The following is a 26,207-nucleotide window of genomic DNA, read 5'->3' on the forward strand; positions in this document are numbered from 1 at the left end:
GGCGCTAAAACAAGTTTTAGAGTTTCTAAAAACAATAAATTTATTTTGGAGGACGAAACAATGATCTCAAATACGGTAAGAACAAGGTTTGCACCAAGTCCAACAGGTTATCTTCACGTTGGTGGGGCTAGAACAGCGCTTTTCAACTATCTCTTTTCAAAAAAAAATGAGGGAAAATTTATCTTAAGAATCGAAGATACAGACATAGAACGTTCAACAAAAGAATCCGAAGATCAGCTTATAAATACCCTAAAATGGTTGAATTTGAATTGGGATGAAGGGCCTATAAATGGTGGAAATTATGGACCTTATCGCCAGAGTGAAAGATTAGAAATCTACCAACGAAGAGCAAAAGAACTAATAGAAAAAGGGAAAGCATACGAGGCATATATCTCACCAGAAGAAATAGAAGAAATAAAAAATAAGCTAATCAGCGAAGGTAAACCACCACATTATACCTATGATTTGATTTCAAAGTACAACACAAAGGAAAGAATTGAAGAGTACAATAGCAAAGGGTTAAAACCCGTTGTTTTTTTGAAGATGCCTCAAAAAGATTATGAACTTGACGACAAAATAAAAGGTAAAGTTATCTTTAAGAAAGGTTCTATAGGAGATTTTATAATTCTAAGAAGTAACGGTATACCTACATATAATTTCGCTGTCGTTGTGGACGATATAGATATGAAAATCACCCATGTTATCAGGGGGGACGATCATCTGCCAAACACTTTAAGACAAATGGCCATTTATGAGGCTTTTGAGGCTGAAACCCCGATATTTGCACATGTTTCAATGATCTTGGGACCAGATGGGAAGAAATTATCAAAAAGGCATGGTGCCACCTCTGTTGAAGAATTTATGGTCCAAGGATATTTACCGGAAGCAGTTGATAATTATTTGGCTTTGCTTGGTTGGTCTCATCCTGAGGGTAAAGAAATATTGCCCCTCTGTGAAATAATCAATAATTTTACTTTGGATAGAGTCAATTCGAGCCCCGCCATATTCGATGAGAAAAAATTAAAATGGATGAACGCACAGTATCTAAGAAATAAACCTTTAGAAGAAATCTATCAACTCGCTGAACCTTATGTGATTGGATCAAAACTACTAAGTAAAAAACAATATGAAGCGAACAAAAAATGGGTTATTAAATCTATAGAAACTATTCTTTCTTCTGTAGAAATACTTAGCGAAATACCCGAAAAAATGGAAGTTTTTCTAAAAGATGTATTTCCAGATACAAATGATCCTGAATTTAGAGAATATTTCAATAAAAGAGGAGTAAAAGAAGCTATCAACTTAGTTTATAAGTATTTCAGTGAAGATGACAGATGGGATGTACAAACTATAACAGAGAATTTAAAGAATGCCATGAGCGAAACCGACCCTCAAAAGAAACCATTTTACATGTCTTTAAGGAAAATTTTAACAGATTCATTTCATGGACCGGATTTGATAAATACGATATTTTTGCTGGGTAGAAACACTGTTTTGGAAAGGCTTCAAAGGGTGATAAAGATTTGAAACATCTTCCTACAATTAAAATATACGATACTTTGAGTGCACAATTAGTTGATTTAATACCGGTGAAAGAAGGCGAAATAAAAATTTATCTTTGTGGGCCAACGGTCTACAACTTGTTACATATTGGGAATGCTAGGCCTATTATAATATTTGATGCTTTTAGACGTTTTTTAGAATATATTGGTTATAAAGTTACGTTAGTGCAGAACTTCACCGATATAGATGATAAGATCATCGAACAAGCAAAAAAAGAGAAAATGCCTTTCGAAGAAGTGGGGAAAAGATACATAATAGAATATTGGAGAGACATGACGGCTCTTAAAGCACGAGCTTTTAATTTTCACCCGAAAACTACTAATTATGTTGAGGAAATCATCTCTTACATAAAAGAATTGGAAGAAAAAGGTTACGCTTATAAGGCTGAAAATGGAGATGTTTACTTTGAAGTGGGAAAATTTTTAAGATATGGAGAGTTATCCCACAGGAAGATTGAAGATCTAAAAGTTGGAATCAGAGTAGAAGTTTCTGAATACAAAAAAAATCCTTTGGACTTTGCCCTTTGGAAATCTTCAAAGGAAGGAGAACCGTTTTGGGAAAGCCCATGGGGAAAAGGTCGACCGGGATGGCATATAGAATGTTCTGTAATGTCTTCTGAAATACTGGGAGACACCTTCGATATTCATGCAGGCGGTAACGATCTTATCTTTCCCCATCACGAGAACGAGAGAGCCCAAGCTATAGCAAAAAGTGGTAAAGATTTTGCAAAATACTGGATGCACAACGGAATGATTCGTATGGCACAAGGTAAGATGTCAAAATCCTTAGGGAATGTTTGGTATTTAAGAGACCTTTTGAAAAAATTTGATTCGGATGTCTTAAAAATTTTTATACTTAGCAAGCACTATCGTATACCTATAGATATTAGTGAAGAATTGCTTCATAACCAAGAAGTATCAGTTAATAGAGTTAAAGAATCTTTGAATGAAGCTGAAGCTTTCTTTAACAATAAAGTCCCTTATCCCAAAGAAATGTATTATTTAAAAGAACAAGAAGAATATCTCATTAGTAATCTTTCGAATGATTTTGATACTCCCTCAGTTGTAGCAAGAATTTTCGAATTATCGAGAGATTTAAACAAAGCGTTAAATTCACGTGATGAAGAAACAATAAAAAATAATTATTATATAATAAGAAATATTTATGGAAGTGTTTTAGGAGTTTTTGAAACTAATGAGCAAATACAAAAAAACAATGTAGAATTAAATCAACTAATGGAAATTATTCTAAACGTTAGATCTGTTCTTAGAAACGAGAAACTATATAACCTTTCTGACTATATAAGAGATAACTTAAGCAAAATTGGAATAGAAATAAAAGATACCCCGGAAAGTACAAAATGGTCTTAGGACTGGAGGTGCTCTTAAATAGACGTTAATATAATAAATTCAGTACTTGCCTCTCTCAAAAACACCTTTAAGATCATCACAAAGATGGATATTCAATTGCAAAAGCCCTATGTCGTTAAAGAAATTGAAAAACACTATGATGTGGTTACTAATATTGGTTTTACCGGTGAACTTGAAGGAAATATTCTTTATTCCTTTACCGAAAATGTAGCAAAAGATATTGTGAATAATATGATGGATGGTATGATGAAAATAGAGGAGATTAATGATATGGCAATTAGTGCCATAGGAGAACTAGGCAACATGGTTTCTGGATCCATAGGCACTAACTTAGAAAAATATGGTTATAATATAATTGTAACACCTCCGTCCGTATTCACTGGCAAGATTGTAAAAGTGAATTCTAAAGGTGCCATAATAGAATTTCCAGTTTACGTTTCTGGAGACAACCAGATGGATCTTTACTTTATTTACAGAGAAATACACAAGAAGTCTTAGAATGATGGAGGTACTTTAAAATTTTTTGAATTTTAGAAATATGGTTAAAGTGCATGTTTTATAGTTTCTAAAAACAGAAAAAAGTGTAGGGTAAGGAGGAAAATAAATGGCTAGAAAATGTGAAATATGTGGAAAAAGTCCGGCTAGTGGCAACACCGTTGCTAAATCAAAAGTAACAACCAGAAGGGTATGGAGGCCTAACCTTCAAAAGATAAGAGTGGTAACCGAAGAAGGCACAGTAAGAAGAATGTATGTTTGCACGAAATGTTTAAAATCTGGAAAAGTTCAAAAAGCATAAACAAAAATCGGTCTAAAATAAGACCGATTTTATTTTACATAATTTGGCGTGCCTGGCCGGATTTGAACCGGCAACCTCCGGATCCGCAGTCCAACGCTCTATCCAATTGAGCTACAGGCACATTGATAAAAAATGGCGGAGAGGGAGGGATTCGAACCCTCGGTAGAGTCACCTCTACACTTGCTTAGCAGGCAAGCGCCTTCGGCCACTCGGCCACCTCTCCGTAATTTTTGCTTCTTATTCAACCCTAAATATTATAGCATCGATATTCTCAACTGTCAAGGAAAGATTTTATAAAAATCCAGCGGGAACACTTTCCAGGTAAAACAACACCCCGAAAGGGGTTCAAGGAAAAGATGAAAGCTGGCTTCAAACACAAAATAAATTTAAATCAAAAAATGTTGTTAATTATATGTATATGTGATACAATTGTATTATATCGTACAACTGTGGAATTAAGGTGATTGAATATGTTGAAGACATACAAATTTCGTATATATCCAACAAACGAACAAATTGAGAAATTTAGCCAACATTTTGGACATACTCGATTTGTTTACAACCTATTCTTAGAGTTTGCTAACAAGGCATATAAGAATACTAAAACGTATACTAATTATTATATGTGGGCTAAAGTGCTTACGGTTCTTAAAAAAACTGAGAAGTATCAATGGCTAAACGATGTCAACTCTCAATCTTTGCAACAGTCCATAAAAGATTTAGAGACTGGGTATAAACGTTTCTTCAAGAAACAAGCTAAGCACCCTAAATTTAAAAAGAAATCAAGTAGGCAATCGTTTAGAGTTCCTCAACATATACAACTATATGAAAATGAGGGTAATGATAAATACGGTATTCTTTTCGTACCAAAGTTTAAAGAAGGTATTAAAGTAAGAGTCCATAGAAAAATAGATCCAAATGCAAAGATAAAAAATTGTACATTCGTTAAAACTCCAACAGACAAATACTTTGTGTCAATAACCTTTGAAGTAGAAGGTTCTTACCCAGAAAGAGATATAGATTACGAAAACTCAATCGGTATGGATATGGGATTGAAAGATTTTGTTGTATTATCCGATGGAACGAAGTATCCAGCTCTTAAAGTTTTGTCTAAGTACGAAAGGAGACTAAAACATGCATATAAAATTTTTTCAAGCAAAGAACAAGGCTCACAGAATTGGGACAAAGCAAAATTAGAAGTTGCTAGAATACATGAGAAAATAAAAAATACACGAGAGGATTTTCTGCATAAACTAACAAAAGAAATCAGTGAGAACCAAGCTGATCTCTTTGTTGTAGAAACTCTCAATATAAGAGGCATGTTAAAGAATTACCACTTAGCTAAAAGTATCTCAGATTCAGGATGGTATCAATTCAAAACGTTCCTAAAATACAAAGCAGAGAGATTAGGTAAAAAGGTAATCGAAATAGGAATGTTTGAACCTTCGTCTAAGACTTGTAGTGTATGTGGGTATAAGAACGGAGGTTTAAAACTTTCTGATAGAGAATGGATATGTCCTGAATGTGGAACTGTACATGATAGAGATATAAATGCTGCCGTTAACATTAGGAAGTTTGGATTAAAACAGGCATTCGCCACACAGCCTTACGGCAGATAAGGAAACAGCTAGTCGCTGTATAAACTGACTCTACCCCAGGAACTGGGGGATGTTAAGCCTTTGGAGACAGTGTAAGACGGATTAACCTTAAGAGGTGGAAGCCCGCCTCCCCGCTACGGTCGATGAATTAGGAAGCTTACCTCTTTAGAGGTAAGTAGTTCACTCTACCTTTACTATAGAGTATTTGAGACCTTTTTCATTTAAAAGATTATTGATCTTTTTAACAACAATCTCTCTACTATCAGAAAGGTTTTTAATTCCTCGAAATAAAATATATATATCTTGAGAATTATAACTTATTAAATCTTCTTGCCTGACGATCTTTTTTATTTCATTAATTAATTTGTCGTCAAAAGAAGAATGCATTTTAATCTCCACTAATAGGTGATCTTTATCTCTTTTAATTTTCTCAAGTTCAAGAACTATATCAAATAATTCTGACGACAAAAGGTTACCATTTTTTTCGTAAAATGCTGTTAATTCTCCATTATTCGCGCTGGGTGGAGAGAATGGAAATTCTTTTGCATGACCAAAAATATCTTTGTATTCGTTGAATAAACCTCTAGCTTTTTCAAGTTCATTGTTTTCTGTGTAGAATTTAATCAATCTTAACCAACTATCTTCTCTTTGTGAATAATAAAAAGCTTTTTGAAAATAATAATGCGCATCTATTGGGTTATTCATTTTTTGGTGAATATTACCCATTTCAATTAACATATCAACGTATATCCGTTTTAAATATTCTCTTTTTTCTCTTACCCATTCATCGTGAATATTTTCTTGTAATAAATCTCCTTTGTATAAACTAGTAGCCTTTGAGAACAAAAACAAACGTCTATTGATTTCTTTCTCTTTGAAACCTTCGTCGCTTAACGCTAAAAATTCTTCAAAATCGATGTAGATGTCTTCTGATTTCGAAAACGTACAAAAATCTTCTTGTAGGCTTAATTCATTACTACTTAGTCCTAAATTTTTTCTAATATAATATAGTGTAGTATTTAAATTTTGCCTTGCGCTTTCATCGTCGAAGCCAGGCCAAAACAGATCGTACAAATCATAGACTGAGACCTTCTGGCTTTTGTTCAAAATAAGATATTTAAGAATCTCACGGGCTTTTCTTGATTTTAAATTTTCTATTGGTTTATCATCAAGGAAAATTTTAAAGTCCCCCAACATATAAATATTCAACATATAGTATGCTCCCTTAAAAATTAATTCATTAATATTTTAGCACTTTTGATGATAGACCCAAAAATATTAACGTATTTAAATCAATGTATATCTACTAAAATTCGTAGGAGGACGTAAAAGAAAAAGAAACGGTGTTAGAAACAAAGTTGTAAGCACCTAAGGTCTCGAATTTAAAGTTGGATATTTGATTCAAAAAGCCTCCAATTAAGGAAAAGTCGTACTGATTTTCCAAATAAGCAAAACCTAAACTAACAAAAAAGTTATTGTCCATATTTACAGACAACTTTTGAAGCTCTCGCCCAAGATAAAATCCCAGGTCTTCAAAATTCAACGCTTGAGCTAATTTCTCTCCCAAATAAAAACCTTGTTCTTGGTTGGTAAGTATATCTTTTAAATCGACGATTTTAAATGTTGGGAAGTTTTTGGTTGCTGTGAATGTAAAATCTCCTTTGAAATCAAGACTGCCATCCGAAAATGTGTAAGGTACAAATATTCCTTCGAATTCAAAAGAGTCAATATATGTCTTATCGGTCAAAAACAGGTAAAAGTTATCGCTTTGATAGTTCACACCTACTTTCAATCCTTTAAAAATTAGTCCTAAATAGTAGCCCCCATTTTTGTAATCAAGTAAATTACTCATTCCAAAGAAAATTAAATCATTTAATTTCACTTCTGTTTCGGTAATGAACTCATCTTTATAATAAGAGAATTGGTTGTAATAAGTTTTAAGAGTAATTTTATTCTTTTTTGAAATTTCTTTTTGATCTGTGAATTCTAACTTTTCAACGTTATTTACTTGGAGATAGATATCTAAAGTTTTTTCTTCTTCCCCTTCTAAGTAATAAATCGACGTGACATAATTTTTCTTGTTTTTTGACAGGTCAATAGTATTTTCAAAGTGTATATTCACACTGTCTATAATAATTTTTGTTCTAACCTTATCTCCCAAGTCATTGAGAGGAGTAATTTCGAAAGTAGCCTCAATATTGCCTTTTGAATCAAAATTGAAAGTATAACCTTGAATAACAGCCACACTACCGAGCAACGTTTCACTTCTGCTATCATTCTTCAAAACAGAGTATATTGAGTAGTTGTACATTTGAGAACTTTGTGAAAACGCAAGTGTATAAAAAATAAAAACAAAGAGTGTTAGTAGATAGATATACTTTTTCATTTTTGATCAACCCCTTCAAAGGTTGGAGTAGCAGTTAAAAATATCATCATCCTTTTACTTTCATCTTGATTTTGATTATCTCCAAATAAAAACCTAAAAAAAGGAAGATCTTTCAAAAATGTCGTTCCACCACTTTTTGAATAAAGTTGGCTCAAATCCAAATCGGCTATTAGCAAAATTTCGTTAGGGTTTAAATTGACCTTAGTCTCCAACTCCGATTCTGAAAGTAAATAACTATCTCTTTTAACTTCCATCAAGTTTGCCGTTTTTGTCCTAAAGGAAAGTTGAAGTATTTTATCCCTCATAGTTGGAGTCATTTCTATTTCTATTCCACTCTCAATATTTCTAAATTCGTTTCTGTAGGTTGTAAAAACGATACTGTTCAAATTCTTCAAACTTAATAACGCGGGCTCTCCTGGTAAAACATTGACAACCTGCTTAGTAACTAAATTTGCGGTTTCGTTCTTTTCATACATCTCTATTTCAGCCTCAAAAAGATCCTGTATAGAAAATCCTATTACCGGACTGGTAAAAGAGAAACTGTTAATTGTACCTTCTTGGTTTATGTTGAACACGTTGCCCTTTATCAAATCAGAGTATCTTTCATTTGTCTCAACGATATAAACGGTTAATTCAATATATGGTTCACTCTTGTCCAATTTTTCAACCAGATCATTTATGTAATCTATTGTATTTTGTGGAGCATACACTACTATTTGATTAGTTTCTTTGTTAGTTTTTATGTATTGATGAAGATTTTCGGGAATCAAATTTAAAAATTTATCAACCGAAATATAATTCAAAGAAAACACTTGCATTTCAGCTAAGTTCATAAAATTATGGCTTTGAGGATCAGCTAATCCCACAAAGTAAACATTTTCATCGATTTTTTTATAAGAGTAGCCACCGGGGAGTAGAAGTATATTCAACGCCTTTTCTAAATCCAATTCTACAAAGTCCGCTGTGACCAAACCGCTCACGTATTGATCGGTTAAAATCGTTACACCGGTTTGAAGAGATATTTCGTTCAGAGCTTCTATTAAATCAGTGTTATAAAAAGTTCCAGTCACTTTCGGTTCAGTACTTACTTGAGAAAAGGCTGAAAAACAAATAAGTGATAAAATTACTAAAGATAGTGTTCTTTTTAATATGATTTTTGTCACATTAATTCCCCCTCGAAGACTTTTAACCTTTGCTCATTGTTATAAATAGTAAGGATGTATCTATAACCATCTTCTTCTAAAATAGGTACTTCTCCAATCAACATCGTTTCTTGGCTTGGTACTAACCATTCTTGACTAGATGGAAAAAGATCGTAAACACCTATGCTCACACCATCGTTATCTAAAATACTCAAACTTCCCTTAGGGATTATATACCTCTCTCCAGAATTTTTGATCAACGCACTGAAAATTCCGCTGCCTTCTATTTTTTCATAATTTGAGCTCACTAACTCAACATCATAATTTACTTCACCTATAATCGTCTCAACGTTGACTTTTTTCTGAGATAAAAATTCTCCTGATTCATCGTAAGCATTTAGAACAATTTTGCCGTAATATGCACCATTTTCCACATCCTTTGGTACATTTATTGAAAGAATAACCCTGGAGGTTCGTTGAGCATTAACGCCAAAAGATGACGGGGATCTCAAGGTGATCCATGATAACAAGGATCTATCTTTAGGTAAGCTCACAAATTCTTCTCCACCAACTTGTACCGTGACGTTTTGATTAGACATATTTTGTAGATTTATAACAAAAGTTTTAACAGCACCAGCGTAAAGCTCATAACTGAACTCTGTATTGTCTAGTATAAGAGCAAGTTCTATTGGAGGAGTGAAATTGAAGCCTTCTTCTGGAACGTTTATATCGTATGTAAACACCTTTTGCCTGTTGGAATAGTTAACAAAGAGGTTTACCTTGTACTCTCCAGGAGCCAACAAGTACGCGGGTTTACCTGAAAATACAACTTTATTCCCTTTTAGTATTCTTTGGGCGGTTATATTGTTCTTTTCCATATAAGGAGATTTTAAAGGTAATCTTTCTATCATCCTACCCGATTTATCTCTCAAGATAGCTTCTGTCGAAACCACAAGGTCGTAACTGGATCCATTAGCAATGGTAGCTTGGATGACTGGTTTGCCTTCTTCATCCGGAACGACCTTCAAATCTTCAACTTCTACCTTTGTTATGACTGTTCCTTGCACATGAACTGTGATTCTTATCGCATACCTTATAATTATTCCTATCGTTCCACTCGTTTCAACTTCTGGGGTAATCATGAGGATAAAATTGTAAGTTCCAAAAGGAGCGTTTGAAGGAATATTTACACCCACTTCGATAGGTGTTGTAGAACGTGGAGAAACCGTGATGGAATTTGGAAACTCAATCCAATGTGAATATAGAAAGTTATCTGAAGTTGCCTTTACATAATCGAAATTTCCGGACAGATCCTGAGTCATTTGATAAAGCTCTATATTGACGTTTTGTGTGGTGTTGCCGCCAATAACGTTTATTGTGGCAATGAATTCTTCTCCTGCCCTGACGTCTTTTTCAACAGACAGGGGTGAAACGGTTATCTGAGCAAAAGAAAAGGTTGTAAAAAGTAAAAAAACAATTGATAGAATATAAAATTTCTTCATAATTAATACCTATCCCCTTTTTTGCGTCAATTATATCACAATTTATAATTGTGGAATCTTTGTTTTCTTATTCACAAGCATATAAAAAACCCAAATATTAATAAAATTACCCCTTTCGATTCGCACTTTTAGTAAAAGGGGTAATTGAAAACTACAGAATATTTTTTTAATGTATATTCTCTAAAAAACTTTTAGAGTGAGGTTATGGTAAAGATTACATCAGCGATCTTTGTACCTGCGGGAACAGTCCCTAAACTTAAGTTGTCAATGACATTGATAGTTGCAGTGGCGTTAAATACAGACTGTCCGGGGTCCCCAAAATTGTTAGCTGTCTTATCTATGGTTATTTGTAATAAGTTAGCCCAGTTTTCCTGATCAAGCACTGGTTGTATTTCGCTAACAGTAACATCATAATCCACATTTGCCTCAGCTAATAGAGCTACGGTATCTTCAACGGTTGAATATGGATCTGCTGGATCAAATTCTAAATTAAATTGGTTATCTGCATCATTTAGTGTCAACCTCACAAAAGCTGGAACATTCAAAAACACGGGAACTGTAGTTGTAGTAGAATCGCTCGTGGCCTGTGCCAATCCTGAAACTGATACCAACATCACCATCATCAAAACTGCTAAACCTAAAATCTTTTTCATTCTTAACTCCACCCCTTTTAAAATTTTTGTTATTTTAAATTGCTATTATTTTTTCTAAATTAATTATACTTACATTAATAAAACCACAATAATTTTCAATAAAAATCCAATCAGAATTTATGTTACAATTTTAAAGGCTTGAAACTGTGATTTGAATGTCTCCGATTTTTCTTCCTGAAGCATTATATATCCAACCTCCCTCCACTAACCAAAAGGTTAAAGAGTACCCGAGGCTTCCAGGAGTTCCTTGAATTTCTTGAATTCCTATAGTTGTATCTTGTGAACTTCCTTCCTCTGATTCCCATAGATTTTCTCCATTTGATATCGATAAATGAGAAGATTTTATTACTAGGTTTGCCTGAGGATTTTCATGAGGATCTTGCAATACCGTAAATTCAGCACCTAAATTATATTCTACATTAGCTTCCACATTAAAAGTCAAACTGTCTTTAAAATTGTTATCAACATTTAAGTCTAAACGTGTTTTACTAAGATCGGTAATTTTCAAGTATTCAGGTACTGTTAAATATATAGGGACCGTAGTCTCTTCATCTATAGCAAATGAGATTGATGCAACAATAATTATAATAGTAAAAAATAATGAATATTTTAACGTTGAAACCATTACCGCTCACACCCTGAGTGAATTTTTTTAATAATTAATTCTAATTTAATTATACTCAGGGAAATAAGAAAGTAATTAATTTCAATAAAATTTCAATAAGAATTTTTGCAGAAAAATAGTAAGATGAAAATAAGAATATGTAGAAAGATTTAGGAAGGCATCAAGAGGACGAAAGAGTTATATAAACATCACCGATGTGGATAACTTCATTGACTATAAGAACCTCATTTTCAAAAAGGGATAGTATTTGCTCACGTTTATCATTCCACAAATCGGCAAAGTTTGCCTTTATTTCAATATCAAAATCGATATTACCGCTCTCTACAGTAATTACTTGCTCATTTTGTAAAATAATATAATCTGCCAAAAAGCTGTAAGTGTCAAAAATATCTATTGAAAGATAAATATCGTACTTTTGCAAAGTTGATTCAATATGTACGGGAACTGAAGAAATAACATTATTCTGAGGATTGGAAAGATCAAAAGTCAGTTGAATTGTGCCCTCTTCTCCAATAATGAAATTTATAGAAGGTTCAGGCACCTTAAAATACACAGGAATGGCTTCATAGCTAAAATATCCACCTTCCATAGGGATAGAAATAACCACATCCGCTACGTGGAGTCCTTCCGTCGGAGAGCCTGCTTCAACATATTTCTCTTGTAATAAACTTCCATGATTGTTGAATAGATTACCTAAATCAGAGCCAACATTTACATCGAACTCAACGTTTCCGTTATTTAAATAGATATCAGGAGAACTTAAAAACTGTAAATAACTACCTTGAGATAGAAAATCAAATCCATCTAAATAATCAACACCAATATAAACATGAAGGGGAAGTAGATTAGAATTTAGGGATACTATAGAAGTGTTTTGATCATACCAGGGCCCACTACCTGGATAAGGTGGAGAGAATGCAAAAATTATATCGTTTGAAACGGTATAGTTCACAAAAAAGTCGTCAATCACAAAATAAATATCAACAAAATCTAACAGGTTTTCGTTTGAGTCAAAAAGTAAGACTTCTCCTATTTTTGTGCCTAAACCTGAAGAAGATAAAAGTCCTTTTTTAAACATACTAAGAAGCTTTTGGTTATAATGTTGCCACAATGTTTGTACATTAAAACCTAACTGTATTGTATAAGTATTTCTACTTCTCCAACTTGAAAGGTTGAAATAACTTTTAAAAAATTCGTAATTACTATATAGTTGCAATTCTATATGGGAAACGTTCGAGAGACGAAGATTAATTTTAGTTTGCTGATAGTTGTAATTATCTAAATCTAATTTGAATTCGAAATAATTGTCTGCAGAAAATATATTTATTGTTATGAATAAAATAGTTAAAACTACAACTATATTCTTCATTTTAATCACTTCCTTATGATTTTCTTTCTAAATTATACCTCATTTTTTATAAATAATTTTAAGTCTTTCAATAAAAATTCAATAAAAATGATTGTAATTAGCTTTTAATAAGGTTTAACAAAATTAAAAAAAACTTGACATTTTCATTTTTATTTAGTATAATTTTATTAGAATTTTATTGGAGGCGGTGAGGTTAATGAAAAAGACAATTTTCATAACAACAATAATTTTAATGTTTTTAAATATCAGCGTTATTTCTTTTTCTCAAACTTCTGATGGTGTTAATGTCCCTGTTTATATTAGTGTTCCCAGCTATGCTGCGATTGACTCTGTTGATAAAGAGAGTTTAGAATATGATTTCGACTTGTCATCTCCTGATAACAAAAGTGAAGAGGTTAAGGTAAAAATTGTTGCAAATACGTCTTTCAAACTTTATGTAGAATTTGATGCTGAAGAAAGCAGTTTTAACGAACAAAACCAAGCATTGTTTGAATTGTTGAATAGTAGCTTTAATTATTCTGTTGATAGTAATGACTCAGCCTATGGAGTAATTGAAAAAACCGTTCAAATAGGATTCAATTTTCAGCAGGCAGTTGATAATGATCCTGAAATAAGAGAGTTACTTTTAAAAATTGGAGAATACAAGGGTAAGGTTGGAAATTTTATTTTCACAGTTTCCCCTGCAGTTTAAATATAAATTGATTAAGAAGACGTTCGAGAGGTAGGTTAATCCCTGCCTCTTTTTTATTATTCAAAAATTAACAATTATTTTGTTTTTGATAAACTTTTTTGAAGTACAATAATACGGCTGAGGTGAGAATAATGTTTAACGAAGAATTGAAAAGTAAAAACCTTATAGTAGAATTAGAATCTTTTGAAAAGATATTAGAAAGAGAGATCATAATTAGAAATTGGAAAGAAATTGAACTACTTTCTGAAAAGGCGAAGATACTTGCCCCGATAGATGTGAATGTTTCTTTGGAAAAGGGAGAAAGTCGAGTATTAGTAAGCGGTAAAATTGAAACAATGGTTCAGCTTCATTGTTCGAGATGTTTAAAGCCCATTGAGTACTGGATAGATGAAAGTTTTGAGGTCGTATATTTGAGTAGGAGTTTTGAGAAGTATTTGTCGAAAACTGAGCGGTTAAAAACACTGGATAATCTTATTTACTATGATGGCCAATCAATAGATTTGACAAATCGAGTTATAGAGACTATAATATTATCAGTACCAGAAGTTCCACTGTGTAAAGAAGATTGCAAAGGATTATGTACTATCTGTGGGATTGATTTAAACGAAAATCCAGAGCATTCTTGTGAAACAGAGGAGATCGACCCACGTTTTGTAGCGTTAAGGAAATTGTTGAATGAAGAAAAATAAAAATTGATACATAATACCAAAGGGGGAAACATACATGGCTACGCCAAAACAGAAACCATCGAGAAGTAGAACACATTCAAGGAGAGCAAAATTTTACTCCGCATACAAGATCAACGTTGTAAAATGTCCAAAATGTGGAGAGCCAAAATTGCCACATCGCGTTTGCTTGAATTGTGGATACTACGGTGACAAACAAATCTTAGAAATAGGTGAATAAATCTATGGATAATGTAAAAATAGGTATTGATTTATACGGCGGTGATAATGCGCCCAAGGCTGTAATTGAGGGCGCACTTTTTGCTTTAAAGAATAAGTTTCTTTCTCCAGGCGAACTGGTTATAGTAGGGAATGAAATTTCAAGTGAAGATTTAGATAAAATATCGAATTTAAAAATTATACCAGCTAAAAATTTGGTTAGTAATGAGACAAGACCAACAGAAGTTTTGAAAATGAAAGAATCTTCCATGTACGTAGGTTGCGAAATGTTAAAAAATAAAGAATTAAATGCCTTTGTGAGTGCAGGCAACACTGGTGCATTGCTGTCAAGTGGTGCCTTTGTTGCAGGTCGACTTCCAGGTATAAAAAGGCCTGCCTTAGTTTTGGCTCTTCCCTCCAAATCTAGCAAGCCAAAAATTTTGGTGGATGCAGGAGCAAACGCTGAAGTAAAGGCTGAACATTTTTATGATTTCGTGAGGGAAGGAATAGCTTACGCTAAATTTTTGAATCTTGAAAATCCGAGAGTAGGGATTTTAAATATCGGTTCTGAAGAAGAAAAGGGAAATTCACTAGTTAGGGAAGCCTCTAATTTGTTAAAAGAAGAAAAGAATTTTAATTATGTTGGCTATATAGAAGCACGTGAAATATTCGATGATACGTGTGATATAATAGTTACAGACGGATTCACTGGTAACAACGTTTTAAAAACTATAGAAGGTACTGCTTATTTTATCCTACATGAATTAAAAGAAACGGTTAAAAAAGGTGGGTTATTCACAAAATTAGGAGCCTTGTTTTTAAGAGGTTCTTTAGCGTCTTTAGTCAATAAGATTGATTACAGAAGTTATGGTGGGACATTCTTTTTGGGGGTTAACGGTGTTTTAGTCAAGGCGCACGGGGCTTCAGACGCTGAAGCGATAGCAAATGCCTTGTATGTGGCTTACCGTGCGGTTAAATTTGACTTGATCAAAAAGATTGAGATTTAAAGGGGGTTTAAAAATTGTGTGGGATAGTAGGGTTTGTATCAAATAGAAGAGTGAAAGTTGACGATCTTATTTCTGGTTTGAAAAAACTTGAATACCGAGGGTACGATTCCGCAGGTTTGGCTTACAATGTAGATCATTCTATAAAATACTTAAAAAAACCAGGAAGAATTAACGAAATTGAAAAAATACTTTTAAATGAAAGTTTATTGGAAGAAGGTTTTTATTCTGGAATTGCCCATACGAGGTGGGCTACACATGGTGTTGTTTCAGAACAAAATTCTCATCCACATTTAGATTGTAAAGAAGAGTTAGCTGTTGTACATAACGGCATTATAGAGAACTTTCAAGAGTTAAGAACTGAGCTTGAAATCAAGGGCCATATCTTTAAATCAGAAACGGATTCCGAAGTTATCGCTCATTTGATAGAAGAGAAGTACAATGGAGACCTTTTTGATTCTGTTTTAAGAACTTTAAAGAAACTCGAAGGTGCGTATGCTATTGCCGTAGTTCATAAAGACAAACCCGATCAAATCGTAGCTGCAAGAAAAGGCAGTCCTTTAGTGATTTCAAGTAACGAAAATATGAGCATGCTAGCCTCAGACGTTACTCCTTTGTTGAAGTATTCAAAAGAGATGAATTTTTTGAATGACGGTGAGATTGCCATTTTAACACCTAAAGGTTATTCTATATTTAACTTAGATGGGGTTCCCATTGAGAACAAACCAATACGTATAACCTGGGATGAATCGCTGGCAGAAAAATCAGGGTATCCACATTTTATGCTGAAAGAAATCTTTGAGCAACCGATAGCGTTAGAATCTGCTTTGGTTGGTCGATTAAAAGACGGAAAACCACAGATAAAAGAAGTCCAATCTTTAGAAAATTTTGTGAAGAACCAAATGAAAAAGGTATATGTAGTTGCATGTGGTACGAGTTATCATGCCGGTTTAGCTGCAAAATACTTTGTGAATAGATATTCAGATATTGATTTTGATATAGAGGTTGCATCAGAGTTCAGGTACATGAATCCAGCAATTGACAGTAATACTTTGGTGTTGGCAATATCTCAATCTGGGGAAACTATTGACACGCTAGAAGGGGTCAGATTAGCAAGGAAAAAAGGTGCGTATGTATTAGCTATAAGTAACGTAGTTGGTTCCACTATCTCGAGAGAATCTGACGGTGTTCTTTATCTCAACACTGGTCCAGAAATAGGAGTTGCCGCGACAAAGACCTATACCGCACAGATAGCCTTGCTTTACACCTTAGCTGCGCAACTCATCTATTGGAAAGGTTACAAAAAAGAAGAACTGGATGAAATAATGAGAAACATCGAAAAAATGCCGGAATTGTTTAGAATAATTTTAGATAAAACAAACGGTCACTTGATGGAGTTAGTAAAGGAGTATAAAAACTTCAAAGATATGATGTACGTTGGTAGAGTTTTTGGCTTTCCAGCCGCCTTGGAAGGTGCTTTAAAATTAAAAGAGATCAGTTATATCAATGCCATTGCCTATCAAGCGGGTGAACTAAAACATGGCCCAATAGCCCTATTGGATGATAATTTTCCAGTATTTGCAATAGTTCCTTTGGGGAAGTTAAGAGAGAAGATGATTTCTAACATTATGGAAGTAAAAGCTCGAGGGGCAAAAGTGATAGCTTTAACTTCAAAAGATGATCTGCAAACAAAAAAAATATGTGATGATTACATCGATGTGCCTTCTATTTTCGAACCTTTAATACCATTGGTAGTAGCGCCTATTACACAACTGTTCGCTTACTACATAGCGGTGCAAAAAGGCTTAGACCCAGATAAACCGAGAAATTTGGCAAAAAGTGTCACTGTTGAATAATTTGGTCAATTATGGGCTGCAGGGCAAAACTTTCACTCTTCCTTAGAAGGGCGGGCAGTGGGGCGAAGGGGCGCTAAAAAATAGAAAAAATTCCAGTGGAGGTGGTAAATTTTTGTTAAAAACTGATGTTTTGAATTCCGTTAAGGAAATAGTGGAATTACTAGAAGAAAAAGATGGAGAAAATATTACCGTACTTGACATGGAAGATTCCGAGTTGATGGTTGATTACTTTGTCATTGTTACGGGAAATTCAGAACCTCATAGAGTAGCTTTAAGAGATCAAGTAGTTAGGTATTTAAAAGATAAAGATATCCCCATAACTTTTTACGATAAAGGTCAAAGTAGTGAATGGATGATAATCGATGCTGGTATATTTATAGTTCATATATTCTCTGAAGAGAGTAGAGAATTTTACGATTTAGAAGGGCTTTGGGGAGAGCAAAAACGAACGGTAATATAAAATAATACTCACATCTTCCGTTTTTCACCCCGGTGCCCATAAAAGGGTCGGTGAAAAAAAGGAAGGTGGAGGATAGAAAACCAAATCAAACATCTACGGAGGTGTATTTTTGTGTCAGTGGTAAGTATGAAACAGTTACTTGAAGCAGGAGCTCACTTTGGTCATAGGACGAGAAGATGGAATCCCAAAATGCAGCCTTATATCTTTACTGCAAGAAAGGGTATTCACATTATTGATTTACAAAAAACTTTAAAAAGTATTGACGAAGCCTATGACTTCCTCAAAAATTCGGTTATGGAAAAGAAAAGAGTGTTGTTCGTTGGAACTAAGAAACAGGCCCAACAAATCGTTGCCGATGAAGCACGCAGATGCGGAGAATTTTTTGTAAACAACAGATGGCTTGGCGGTTTATTAACCAACTTCAAGACAATAAAATCGAGAATTGATAAATTGGAGCAATTAACGGAATACGTTGAAAGTGAAGAGTTTTCAAAACTACCCAAAAAAGAACAAGCCACCATACGCAGAAATTTGGAGAAATTAGAAAAAAACTTGGGTGGTTTACGTGGAATGAAAAAAATTCCGGATATAATATTCATTATTGATCCTAAAAAAGAAGAGATCGCTATTAAAGAAGCAAATTTACTTAAATTACCAATAATAGCAACAGTGGATACTAATTGTGATCCAGATCTTATCGATTACGTTATTCCAGCAAACGATGACGCTATTAGAACCATAATGCTTATCGCCTCAAAAATGGCTGATGCGATTGTTGAAGGAAAAGAAGGCAGAATAGAAACCCTCGAAGAAGAAAGCGAAGCAGGAGAGGAAAAAGAAGAAGTGGCTGAAATAGACGAAAAACTAGCAGCTGAGGAGAAATACGCTAGTTACGACGAAGAAATAGAAGAAGAACTCGTTTCCTCAGAAGAAGAAGACAAAAAATTTTAATTTTTGGTTGTACATAATACACCGGGGGATTGCTCCCGGTTTTTTTGTAAGAGGTGATAATTTTGAAATTTTACATAAGGACATTTGGTTGCCAAATGAATATAAACGAAAGTGAAATAATGTCAGGTCTTTTGAAAGAGGAAGGCTTTGAATGGACAGAAAATCCAAAAGAAGCCGATATAATATTGATAAATAGTTGTGCTGTAAGAGAAAAAGCAGAAAATAAGATGTATGGGGCTATAGGTGGTTATGGTAAACTTAAAGATAAAAACAAGAATTTAATCTTGGGTGTAGGGGGGTGCTCAGCGGAAAAGGAAAGGCAGCAACTACTTGAAAGGTTTAAAAAGGTGAATTTTGTCTTTGGTACTAGAAATGTAATAGACATAGTAAATTTAGTAAAACGGGCTTTAAATGGAGAAAGGTTCGCTGATTTTAGCGACAAATTGAATAATGTAAGTTACGATATTCCAAAGATGCCTTCAAGTAAACATCATGCTTGGATTACTATTATATACGGATGCAATAAATATTGCACATACTGTATAGTACCTTACACCAGAGGGTTAGAAAAAAGTAGACCTATGGAAGATATAATAAAAGAAGTTGAAAGTTATGCGAAAAAAGGTTACAAAGAAATAACCTTTTTAGGTCAAAATGTGGATTCCTACGGTAAGGACTTTGGGGACAAAAAATCTAAATTGGACCTGCTCATACATAAGGCAGCAGAATTTGATTCTATAAAAAGAATTTGGTTTTTAACCTCTTATCCTTCTGATATAACTGACTCTTTGATACAAACTGTTGCCAACGAAGAAAAAGCTGCCCGTTATTTTCATCTTCCAGCTCAATCAGGGAGCAACAAGATTCTTAAAGCGATGAATAGAAAATACACAAAAGAGGAGTTCATAGAACTTGTAAATAAAGTAAAGAAAGAAGTGACAAACGTTACAATATCCAGTGATTTTATAACAGGCTTCCCTTCAGAAACGGATGAGGATTTTGAAGAAACGGTAGATTTGATTAAGCAATGTAGATTTGAAAGAATAAATATTGCAGAATATTCCCCAAGAGAAGGAACGATAGCGTATAAGTATCAAAAAGACGATGTTCCTAAACATGTTAAAAATAAAAGATTGCAGTATCTCATGGAGTTACAAAAAAGAATAAACCTTGAAGAAAATGAAAAGTATCTTGAACAAGAGGTTGTTATAATTCAAGAAGGAAAAGCAGGTAAAAATGGTACTTATATGGGAAGAACTACGAACAATAAATTAGTAATTTTCGAAAGTAATGAAGAGATGAATGGTGAATTTTTGAAAGTAAAAATCAATAAAATTACACCGGGCCCATTATATGGGGAAGTTGTAAAGACGATCTACACTAGTGTTTAATGAATACAAAAAGGGGTGTATACACTTGACGCACGGAAAAGTCTATGAATCGTTATCGTTTTATAGTCAAGCACTTAAAAGTGAGATGAAATACTCTATTTATCTCCCACCTAAATACGACATTGAAACTAGGAAATATCCGACTATTTATCTGCTGCATGGGCATGGGGGAAACGAAACGAGTTGGTTAAGAAAAGGTAGGGTTGATCAAAGTTTAGATTTAATGATAACTAACAACGAAATTCCACCTTTTGTAGCTGTGATGCCTGATGCCAAGAACAGTTGGTACGTTAATTCCCCGACTGGTGCTAATTATGAAACCGCTTTGGTAGAAGATCTTCTTCAACATATAGAAACGCAGTACAAGGTTTATAACGAACGTTCTTCAAGATTCATAGCAGGTCTATCTATGGGAGGTTATGGTGCCTTAAGGTTGGCATTTAAGTATCCCGAGCTGTTTTTGTCTGTTGCTAGTTTAAGTGGGGGAATAACCAGAGAAGTTCCCCCAGAGAAAGAAGTCGATTTAGATGGCAATGAAATTCATGTAAGAGAGGATTACTATCATGATGCATTTGGTTCGCCTTTTGACCCGGAGTTATGGGAAAAAGAAAATATTTTTAATTATATAGAAAACGTAAAACAAAGCGAGTTAGAGCTCCCAGTTTATCTTTCTTGTGGAAGTGAGGATTATTTTCACCTCTATTTAGGTGTTTCTGAACTACACCATGAATTAAGATTGAATGGCATATCTACAAGTCTATTTATAAAACCTGGAGACCATAATTGGTTTCTTTGGAGTGAGGAAATAAAAGAAGTATTAAGATTCTTTACAAAAAACATGCTTATAATCCATTAAGGAGGAAATTTATGAACAAAAAGAATAGAACCTATAGGTTAGTAATGAATTCTTTGTTTATAGTTCTATCTATACTTTTTTCTAGATTATTAGCGATTAGGATTCCCATAGGTAATGTTGAAGTTATTAGATTTGGGTTTGGAACGATTCCTATGTTTCTTTCTGCTTTTATTTTTGGACCTTTAGATGGTTTTATTGTTGGAGGTTTAGCGGATTTGTTTGGTTATTGGATAAATCCGATGGGGCCTTTTCTTCCCCAGTTTACGTTGACCTCAGCTTTACATGGTTTGATTCCAGGTATAGTTTTTTGGTACTTTTTTAAGAGAAGAATCAATTATTGGTCATTAGCTATTTCTTGTGGTTTAGGTGAGGCGGTTGGTATAACCTTAACACCGTTCTTCATTCACAATGCATTTGGTGTTCCATATGCCGTTCTCATGCCTCCTCGGTTAGGTGGCTATGTATTATCATTCTTTTTAAATGCTTTGATCATGCTATTATTACTCACCAGAATTCCTCAAATTAACAAATTGATGGAGATAGAATAGGATGGATAAATATTACGAGTATGTATATGAATTAGAACCTAACGAAGAAGAAAAGATAATAGATCAGTTCATAAAATATGGATTTAATTCCTTTTACATAGAGGAAGATGTAGAAAGTTCCCAAACATTTTTGAAGATTTATGTCAAGACAGAAGAGCAAATCAAAGATATTTTGGATTTGTTTTCTATGTTTGGCTTAAAATTACTTTCTAAGAAAATTACTGAAGAATCAAAATGGTTAGAAGAATGGAAAAAAACAATAGATTTTTTTCAACTTATAGATGGGGTCTGGGTAAATCCTTTTTCTGATAAAAAAGTAGAAAAATCTGGAATAGTATTGAACGTAATACCGGGCAGTGCCTTTGGTACAGGATTACATTCAACAACGAAACTGGCAGCTGAACTTTTAAGAAAAGTTGACTGTAGAGACAAAGATGTTATTGACATAGGAACAGGAAGTGGGATACTATCGGTTTTAGCCAAAAAGATTGGAGCTAACCGTGTGTGTGCTTTAGATAATGATAATTTGGCAATAGAAAAAGCTGAAGAAATAGCCATTTTAAACAATGTTGATATTGAGATAAGATTATCCGATTTATTAAACGTAGTGGGAGAAAATGAAAGTTTTGATATATTAGTTTCTAATATTGTGGCTGAAGTATTGATTCAGTTAATGAAAGATCCTAAATTTGATAAAGTACTTAAAGAAAATGGAATTGTCATCTTTTCTGGTATAATTGAGAGTAAAGAGAAATCTATTATGGAGCAAGCAAAAGAAGTCGATTTAGTGTTGAAAGATAGGATGGAGGATGGTTGTTGGATAGCTTTGATGTTTCAAAAGAAGATTTAAAAATAATTGAAAAACAATTAGGACGTATTGTTAGTAATGTGTTAAATGTAGAAAAAAGATGCATATATGGCTATCCTCAAGTAATAAAGAGTTTTCCTTTAAAAGATGGAAAACCTTTTCCGACTCTTTATTGGTTAACATGTCCTTATCTAGTGGAAGAAGTATCAAAATTGGAAGCTCAGGGAAGAATAACTGAAATAGAAAAAATTATACAAAATGATCCAGAATTAAAAATGCAAATGATTCTTGCTCACAAAGAAGAGATTGAAAAAAGAATGAAGATATTAGAGGGAGAATTAAATTCTCTATCTAAAAATATAATAAAGAAACTAAAAGAAACAGGAATAGGTGGAATAAAGAATTTTTCTACTATAAAGTGTTTACATTTACACTATGCATCTTATTTAAGTAGGGAAAACAATCCCGTAGGGAAAATAGTGGATAGTTATATAAGTAAGAAATATTGTGACGACAAAAGATGCGAAAATCTGATGCCCCTTAACGTATGGAGGCGAAACAACCCATTGATAGACAGGTCAATTATAAAAAATATCCCTAAAAAACCAGGTGTATATATTTTTAAAAACAATAAAGGTGATCCAATATATATAGGTAAAGCCAAAAACCTAAAAAATAGAGTTTCTTCATATTTTAATAAGAAAAATTATATTGGAAATGAAAAAACTTATGAAATGCTCGAAAAGGCTACAAATTTTGACTATATACTAACTTCAAATGAAAATCAAGCATTCATCTTAGAAGCCAACCTCATCTATGCACATAAACCAAAATACAATATAATGCTAAAAGATACACGAGTGTATCCATATATATTAGTTACGGATGAACAATTTCCAAAAATAAAATACGTTCGTACAAAAAAAGAAGAAAAAGGTAAATACTATGGGCCATACTCTGATGTGAAATTTGTAAAAGATGTTATCGAGGTACTACAAAGTGTTTATAAGATTAGAAGTTGTGATAGGGATTTAAGCAGAAAAAGTAAGCCTTGCTTCCTATACCATTTAGGCAGATGTTATGGTCCATGTTACAAGGACGTAGACGAGAAGGCATATCAAGAATCGGTGGAAAAAGTTAAAAAAGTTTTGTCAGGAGATATTGCAGAAGTAAAGAACTATCTTCAAAAATCTATGAAAGATTATGCCAAAATAAAAAATTATGAAAAAGCTGCTCAAATGCGTGACACATTGTTCAAATTAGAGAATTTGTTTGAAGAAGTAGCGGTTGAATACCAAAACGGAAAAAATATAGATATAATAATGTATGAATCCCCCGTTTATTTAGTTTTAATAGTAAGAAAGGGATATTTAATTTCAAAACTTTCCTTCACAATGGAGGGGACGTTAGAAGATTTCTTGTATCAATACTATATTGTAAGAAAGAATGAGCCGCCTTCTTTGATATCGACATTATACAATGAAGAAATTTCTCCAGAAATATTGGCTTTTCTGAAAGAAAAAGGCTTAAAAAGAATCGAAAAGATCGGTAAAAATTCTAAAATATATGAAATGGCTTATGCAAATTTACAAGAAGAAATCAAAAGGCAAAAAGATTTAAGTTATGCTTTAAAACAGGCTAAAGAGATACTTTCATTGAAGAAAGAACCTAAAATTATTGAAGGTATAGATATATCTCATTTACAAGGGTTGTATACTGTAGCTTCCTTAGTGCGTTTCGAAAACGGAAAGCCCAACAAAGAAGGATACAGGAAGTATAGATTGGATAATATAAAAGCTCCTGACGACTTCGAAAGCATTAGAACAGTAATAAAAAGAAGATATCAAAAACATGAATTACCTGATCTTTTATTCATTGATGGAGGAAAAGGACAGGTAAATTCAGCTGTAGAAGCACTAAAAGAAATTGGTTACTCTTTAAAAGATGTGGATGTTGTTGGTATCGCAAAAGAAGACGAAAGGATAGTTTTTCCAGGTGAGATGGACGATCTTCACTTGTCTTTGGATCACCCAGTGTTAAGATTACTTATATACGTAAGAGATGAGACGCACAGATTTGCTATAGGTTTTAACAGAAGTCTTAGAAGTAAACGGTTTGAGAAAACAAAGCTGGATGATATTTACGGTATAGGTCCAAAGAGAAAAAAAGAATTGATAAAGCATTTTGGAGGAGTTCAAAAAGTATTAGAGGCATCAACTGAAGAAATATCAAAAGTTGTTAAAAGTGAAAAAATTGCGAAAAGAATAAAAGAAAGTTTAGGAGAGAAATGATTTGAAAGAACTAATCGAATTTGCCAAAAATTACTTAAATAAATACAAAAACTTATTAGCGGATGAATTTCAACATTTCTTTTTTGGCAGTGTTTATGATAGCGAAGACAAATTTCCTGTCTATTGTGTTTTTATAGATGAAGATGGAAGAGTTTTTGAAACTGTTGGGCCTGATAAACCTGGAAAGGTTATGAGCGTCCTATACCCTACGTACTACAACGATTCTGAAATATTAGTAAAAAAATACACGGAACTATCACGGCAATACAACAAAATAGTACAACCTAATGTAATGTTTGGCATTGTACAATCACCTTTTAAAATTGCATCTTACAGGGTTTGGGGACAAGAAAGGCTTATAAAAAAACTCATGTTTTCTGAAAAATTAAAAGGAGAAGAATACATTTCTCTACATCAGAATATTACAGATAAAAAATTGAAATTTATAATTGAGCATTACAAGCAGTGGGATGAGGACATATTTTATTTTCCATACTTAAATGATATTCACGTTTTATTCAAAGTTCCAGAACATATAAACAATTCTGAAGTATCCTTATATATAGAAATTGGTCGAATATTAAAAGAAAAAGTTTTGCGAAAGTACGACTTTTTAAAAAATTCATACAAACTTCCAGAAATGAAAGTTAAAGCACCAGCATTAGCGGTATTCAAAGTACCTGCAGGCCGTATCCTTGATATAGATTTCAACTCTATTTATAATCAATTTATAAAAAAAGCTGCTAAAATAGTCGAGCAAATTAATGAATTGGAAATTTAATTTTAGTAATATGGGCGACATGCTGGGCGAAGTCCTACCCCAATCTGTTGGGTAAAGCGACCGTAGGTCCCTCTACCATAAACGGGGGGCTGCGGGGTGAAAGGACGCTATATAATAAAAAATAATATTCTTTCAAAAGGAGAGAATTATGAAAGTAAACATTGAAGATTATTATAAAAGAACAAATCAAAACGTAGTCCCAAAAGGTTTTAAAAAAGTAAAAAAAGCCCCTTTTACACTCGCTGAAATGTTATATGGGACATTTAATATAGTTGTTTCTGTAATATTTATATTATTCATTATAATAATGAATATTGCAAAACCTATTATCAGTAATCTAATTAATCAAAATTTTCCTTTAGAAACTAGACTAATATTTTTTCTTTCTATATTAATACTGATCATAGGAATACTATTTGAAATATATGCCATAGAAAGGGCTAGACTTCACAAATGTTCGGTAATAGGGGCTATCATCTTTTCCTTTTCACTTTTTATGACTTTTTCTATAACTTATATAATAGTAAAATACTCGTTAAACTGGGCAGGGATTCAGTTGTTCGGACAAACCCAAATAGGTTTAAACAAATGGTTTTATCTACCTTCCATAGCCTATATAGGATACTCAATATTCAATGTATGCTATTCTTTTGTTTTAATGAATTCACAATAATTTACAAAT

General features: G+C 33.2%; 26 protein-coding genes and 2 tRNA genes. 19 read left to right on the plus strand and 9 right to left on the minus strand.

The annotated features are described in order from the left end of the window. The first annotated feature begins 60 nt into the window (after nucleotides 1-60). The 4 genes from gltX to rpmB all read left to right on the plus strand — a co-directional run bounded on the left by gltX (nucleotide 61) and on the right by rpmB (nucleotide 3,729). The gene (gene gltX, locus AA80_RS09140) at nucleotides 61-1,527 is read left to right on the plus strand and encodes a glutamate--tRNA ligase (RefSeq protein ID WP_103066289.1); all 1,467 of its coding nucleotides are present in this window, start codon (nucleotides 61-63) and stop codon (nucleotides 1,525-1,527) included. A 14-nt stretch (nucleotides 1,528-1,541) separates the two neighbouring features. After that, nucleotides 1,542-2,933, plus strand: coding sequence for a cysteine--tRNA ligase (gene cysS / locus AA80_RS09145; RefSeq protein ID WP_166667761.1), 1,392 nt, complete (start codon nucleotides 1,542-1,544; stop codon nucleotides 2,931-2,933). A 96-nt stretch (nucleotides 2,934-3,029) separates the two neighbouring features. After that, nucleotides 3,030-3,431 carry a chemotaxis protein CheX gene (locus AA80_RS09150; protein ID WP_233186878.1) on the plus strand — a complete coding sequence of 134 codons (402 nt, stop codon included), beginning with the start codon at nucleotides 3,030-3,032 and terminating at the stop codon, nucleotides 3,429-3,431. 106 nt (nucleotides 3,432-3,537) lie between these two features. Continuing rightward, entirely contained in the window at nucleotides 3,538-3,729 is a 192-nt protein-coding gene (rpmB, locus tag AA80_RS09155; RefSeq protein ID WP_103066292.1) for a 50S ribosomal protein L28, read from the plus strand. A gap of 44 nt (nucleotides 3,730-3,773) precedes the next feature. Here rpmB and AA80_RS09160 read toward each other — a convergent pair. Both AA80_RS09160 and AA80_RS09165 read right to left on the minus strand, forming a co-directional pair. After that, nucleotides 3,774-3,850, minus strand: a tRNA-Arg gene (locus AA80_RS09160). 12 nt (nucleotides 3,851-3,862) lie between these two features. Beyond that, nucleotides 3,863-3,952 (minus strand) — tRNA-Ser (locus tag AA80_RS09165). A gap of 247 nt (nucleotides 3,953-4,199) precedes the next feature. Between AA80_RS09165 and AA80_RS09170 the strand changes: the two genes are divergently transcribed. Then, nucleotides 4,200-5,348, plus strand: a complete 1,149-nt coding sequence (locus tag AA80_RS09170; RefSeq protein WP_103066293.1) for an RNA-guided endonuclease TnpB family protein — start codon at nucleotides 4,200-4,202, stop codon at nucleotides 5,346-5,348. A 159-nt stretch (nucleotides 5,349-5,507) separates the two neighbouring features. Here AA80_RS09170 and AA80_RS09175 read toward each other — a convergent pair whose 3' ends face one another. The 7 genes from AA80_RS09175 to AA80_RS09205 all read right to left on the minus strand — a co-directional run bounded on the left by AA80_RS09175 (nucleotide 5,508) and on the right by AA80_RS09205 (nucleotide 13,004). After that, the gene (locus tag AA80_RS09175) at nucleotides 5,508-6,539 is read right to left on the minus strand and encodes an AfsR/SARP family transcriptional regulator (protein ID WP_103877455.1); all 1,032 of its coding nucleotides are present in this window, start codon (nucleotides 6,537-6,539) and stop codon (nucleotides 5,508-5,510) included. A gap of 94 nt (nucleotides 6,540-6,633) precedes the next feature. Further along, complete coding sequence (locus AA80_RS09180) at nucleotides 6,634-7,713, minus strand: hypothetical protein (protein ID WP_103877456.1); 1,080 nt, start codon at nucleotides 7,711-7,713, stop codon at nucleotides 6,634-6,636. Continuing rightward, nucleotides 7,710-8,876 (minus strand): hypothetical protein, encoded by a 1,167-nt coding sequence (locus tag AA80_RS09185; RefSeq protein WP_103877457.1) that lies wholly within the window; start codon nucleotides 8,874-8,876, stop codon nucleotides 7,710-7,712. The genes AA80_RS09180 and AA80_RS09185 overlap by 4 nt, the downstream gene beginning before the upstream one ends. Next, nucleotides 8,873-10,357, minus strand: a complete 1,485-nt coding sequence (locus AA80_RS09190) for a COG1470 family protein (RefSeq protein WP_103877458.1) — start codon at nucleotides 10,355-10,357, stop codon at nucleotides 8,873-8,875. Before AA80_RS09190 ends, AA80_RS09185 begins: the two co-directional genes overlap by 4 nt. A gap of 191 nt (nucleotides 10,358-10,548) precedes the next feature. Beyond that, nucleotides 10,549-11,010: a hypothetical protein gene (locus AA80_RS09195; protein ID WP_103877459.1), complete on the minus strand. Its 462-nt coding sequence runs from the start codon at nucleotides 11,008-11,010 to the stop codon at nucleotides 10,549-10,551. A 130-nt stretch (nucleotides 11,011-11,140) separates the two neighbouring features. After that, the gene (locus tag AA80_RS09200) at nucleotides 11,141-11,635 is read right to left on the minus strand and encodes a hypothetical protein (RefSeq protein ID WP_103066299.1); all 495 of its coding nucleotides are present in this window, start codon (nucleotides 11,633-11,635) and stop codon (nucleotides 11,141-11,143) included. Nucleotides 11,636-11,795: 160 nt separating this feature from the next. Then, nucleotides 11,796-13,004 carry a hypothetical protein gene (locus AA80_RS09205; protein WP_103877460.1) on the minus strand — a complete coding sequence of 403 codons (1,209 nt, stop codon included), beginning with the start codon at nucleotides 13,002-13,004 and terminating at the stop codon, nucleotides 11,796-11,798. Between the two features lie 196 nt (nucleotides 13,005-13,200). Here AA80_RS09205 and AA80_RS09210 point away from each other — a divergent pair, with 196 nt between their 5' ends. The 14 genes from AA80_RS09210 to AA80_RS09275 all read left to right on the plus strand — a co-directional run bounded on the left by AA80_RS09210 (nucleotide 13,201) and on the right by AA80_RS09275 (nucleotide 26,198). Then, nucleotides 13,201-13,695: a hypothetical protein gene (locus tag AA80_RS09210; protein ID WP_103877461.1), complete on the plus strand. Its 495-nt coding sequence runs from the start codon at nucleotides 13,201-13,203 to the stop codon at nucleotides 13,693-13,695. 131 nt (nucleotides 13,696-13,826) lie between these two features. Beyond that, nucleotides 13,827-14,384: a YceD family protein gene (locus tag AA80_RS09215; RefSeq protein WP_103877462.1), complete on the plus strand. Its 558-nt coding sequence runs from the start codon at nucleotides 13,827-13,829 to the stop codon at nucleotides 14,382-14,384. Nucleotides 14,385-14,418: 34 nt separating this feature from the next. Further along, entirely contained in the window at nucleotides 14,419-14,601 is a 183-nt protein-coding gene (gene rpmF, locus AA80_RS09220) for a 50S ribosomal protein L32 (protein WP_103076226.1), read from the plus strand. A gap of 4 nt (nucleotides 14,602-14,605) precedes the next feature. After that, entirely contained in the window at nucleotides 14,606-15,586 is a 981-nt protein-coding gene (gene plsX / locus AA80_RS09225; protein WP_103877463.1) for a phosphate acyltransferase PlsX, read from the plus strand. A 14-nt stretch (nucleotides 15,587-15,600) separates the two neighbouring features. After that, nucleotides 15,601-17,439 (plus strand): glutamine--fructose-6-phosphate transaminase (isomerizing), encoded by a 1,839-nt coding sequence (gene glmS / locus AA80_RS09230; protein WP_103877464.1) that lies wholly within the window; start codon nucleotides 15,601-15,603, stop codon nucleotides 17,437-17,439. A gap of 112 nt (nucleotides 17,440-17,551) precedes the next feature. Continuing rightward, entirely contained in the window at nucleotides 17,552-17,899 is a 348-nt protein-coding gene (gene rsfS, locus AA80_RS09235) for a ribosome silencing factor (protein WP_103877465.1), read from the plus strand. Between the two features lie 111 nt (nucleotides 17,900-18,010). Next, nucleotides 18,011-18,850 carry a 30S ribosomal protein S2 gene (gene rpsB / locus AA80_RS09240; protein ID WP_103877466.1) on the plus strand — a complete coding sequence of 280 codons (840 nt, stop codon included), beginning with the start codon at nucleotides 18,011-18,013 and terminating at the stop codon, nucleotides 18,848-18,850. A 62-nt stretch (nucleotides 18,851-18,912) separates the two neighbouring features. Next, on the plus strand, nucleotides 18,913-20,241 hold the full coding sequence (gene miaB / locus AA80_RS09245) for a tRNA (N6-isopentenyl adenosine(37)-C2)-methylthiotransferase MiaB (protein ID WP_103877467.1): 1,329 nt from the start codon (nucleotides 18,913-18,915) through the stop codon (nucleotides 20,239-20,241). A gap of 25 nt (nucleotides 20,242-20,266) precedes the next feature. After that, nucleotides 20,267-21,097, plus strand: coding sequence for an alpha/beta hydrolase (locus AA80_RS09250; protein WP_103877468.1), 831 nt, complete (start codon nucleotides 20,267-20,269; stop codon nucleotides 21,095-21,097). Between the two features lie 11 nt (nucleotides 21,098-21,108). After that, complete coding sequence (locus tag AA80_RS09255; RefSeq protein ID WP_103877469.1) at nucleotides 21,109-21,645, plus strand: folate family ECF transporter S component; 537 nt, start codon at nucleotides 21,109-21,111, stop codon at nucleotides 21,643-21,645. Nucleotide 21,646: 1 nt separating this feature from the next. Then, nucleotides 21,647-22,495, plus strand: coding sequence for a 50S ribosomal protein L11 methyltransferase (locus AA80_RS09260; protein WP_103877470.1), 849 nt, complete (start codon nucleotides 21,647-21,649; stop codon nucleotides 22,493-22,495). Then, a complete protein-coding gene (gene uvrC / locus AA80_RS09265; protein ID WP_158248423.1) occupies nucleotides 22,462-24,744 on the plus strand; it encodes an excinuclease ABC subunit UvrC in 2,283 nt (760 codons plus the stop codon). The genes AA80_RS09260 and uvrC overlap by 34 nt, the downstream gene beginning before the upstream one ends. Nucleotide 24,745: 1 nt before the next feature. Beyond that, a complete protein-coding gene (locus AA80_RS09270) occupies nucleotides 24,746-25,525 on the plus strand; it encodes a DUF4895 domain-containing protein (protein ID WP_103877472.1) in 780 nt (259 codons plus the stop codon). Nucleotides 25,526-25,673: 148 nt separating this feature from the next. Next, entirely contained in the window at nucleotides 25,674-26,198 is a 525-nt protein-coding gene (locus tag AA80_RS09275; protein WP_103877473.1) for a hypothetical protein, read from the plus strand. Nucleotides 26,199-26,207: the final 9 nt, after the last annotated feature.

It is taken from the genome of Petrotoga sibirica DSM 13575, from assembly GCF_002924625.1.
Classification (GTDB): Bacteria; Thermotogota; Thermotogae; order Petrotogales; family Petrotogaceae; genus Petrotoga; species Petrotoga sibirica.

Excerpts from the sequence above, each read along its gene's own strand:
- AA80_RS09215 (WP_103877462.1), top strand. The coding sequence starts at position 13,827 with ATGTTTAACGAAGAATTGAAAAGTAAAAACCTTATAGTAGAATTAGAA.
- AA80_RS09200 (WP_103066299.1), bottom strand. The coding sequence starts at position 11,635 with ATGGTTTCAACGTTAAAATATTCATTATTTTTTACTATTATAATTATT.
- plsX (WP_103877463.1), top strand. The coding sequence starts at position 14,606 with ATGGATAATGTAAAAATAGGTATTGATTTATACGGCGGTGATAATGCG.
- AA80_RS09260 (WP_103877470.1), top strand. The coding sequence starts at position 21,647 with ATGGATAAATATTACGAGTATGTATATGAATTAGAACCTAACGAAGAA.
- AA80_RS09180 (WP_103877456.1), bottom strand. The coding sequence starts at position 7,713 with ATGAAAAAGTATATCTATCTACTAACACTCTTTGTTTTTATTTTTTAT.
- AA80_RS09210 (WP_103877461.1), top strand. The coding sequence starts at position 13,201 with ATGAAAAAGACAATTTTCATAACAACAATAATTTTAATGTTTTTAAAT.
- rpmF (WP_103076226.1), top strand. The coding sequence starts at position 14,419 with ATGGCTACGCCAAAACAGAAACCATCGAGAAGTAGAACACATTCAAGG.
- AA80_RS09175 (WP_103877455.1), bottom strand. The coding sequence starts at position 6,539 with ATGTTGAATATTTATATGTTGGGGGACTTTAAAATTTTCCTTGATGAT.
- gltX (WP_103066289.1), top strand. The coding sequence starts at position 61 with ATGATCTCAAATACGGTAAGAACAAGGTTTGCACCAAGTCCAACAGGT.
- AA80_RS09205 (WP_103877460.1), bottom strand. The coding sequence starts at position 13,004 with ATGAAGAATATAGTTGTAGTTTTAACTATTTTATTCATAACAATAAAT.
- rpmB (WP_103066292.1), top strand. The coding sequence starts at position 3,538 with ATGGCTAGAAAATGTGAAATATGTGGAAAAAGTCCGGCTAGTGGCAAC.
- AA80_RS09170 (WP_103066293.1), top strand. The coding sequence starts at position 4,200 with ATGTTGAAGACATACAAATTTCGTATATATCCAACAAACGAACAAATT.
- AA80_RS09255 (WP_103877469.1), top strand. The coding sequence starts at position 21,109 with ATGAACAAAAAGAATAGAACCTATAGGTTAGTAATGAATTCTTTGTTT.
- AA80_RS09275 (WP_103877473.1), top strand. The coding sequence starts at position 25,674 with ATGAAAGTAAACATTGAAGATTATTATAAAAGAACAAATCAAAACGTA.
- AA80_RS09190 (WP_103877458.1), bottom strand. The coding sequence starts at position 10,357 with ATGAAGAAATTTTATATTCTATCAATTGTTTTTTTACTTTTTACAACC.
- AA80_RS09195 (WP_103877459.1), bottom strand. The coding sequence starts at position 11,010 with ATGAAAAAGATTTTAGGTTTAGCAGTTTTGATGATGGTGATGTTGGTA.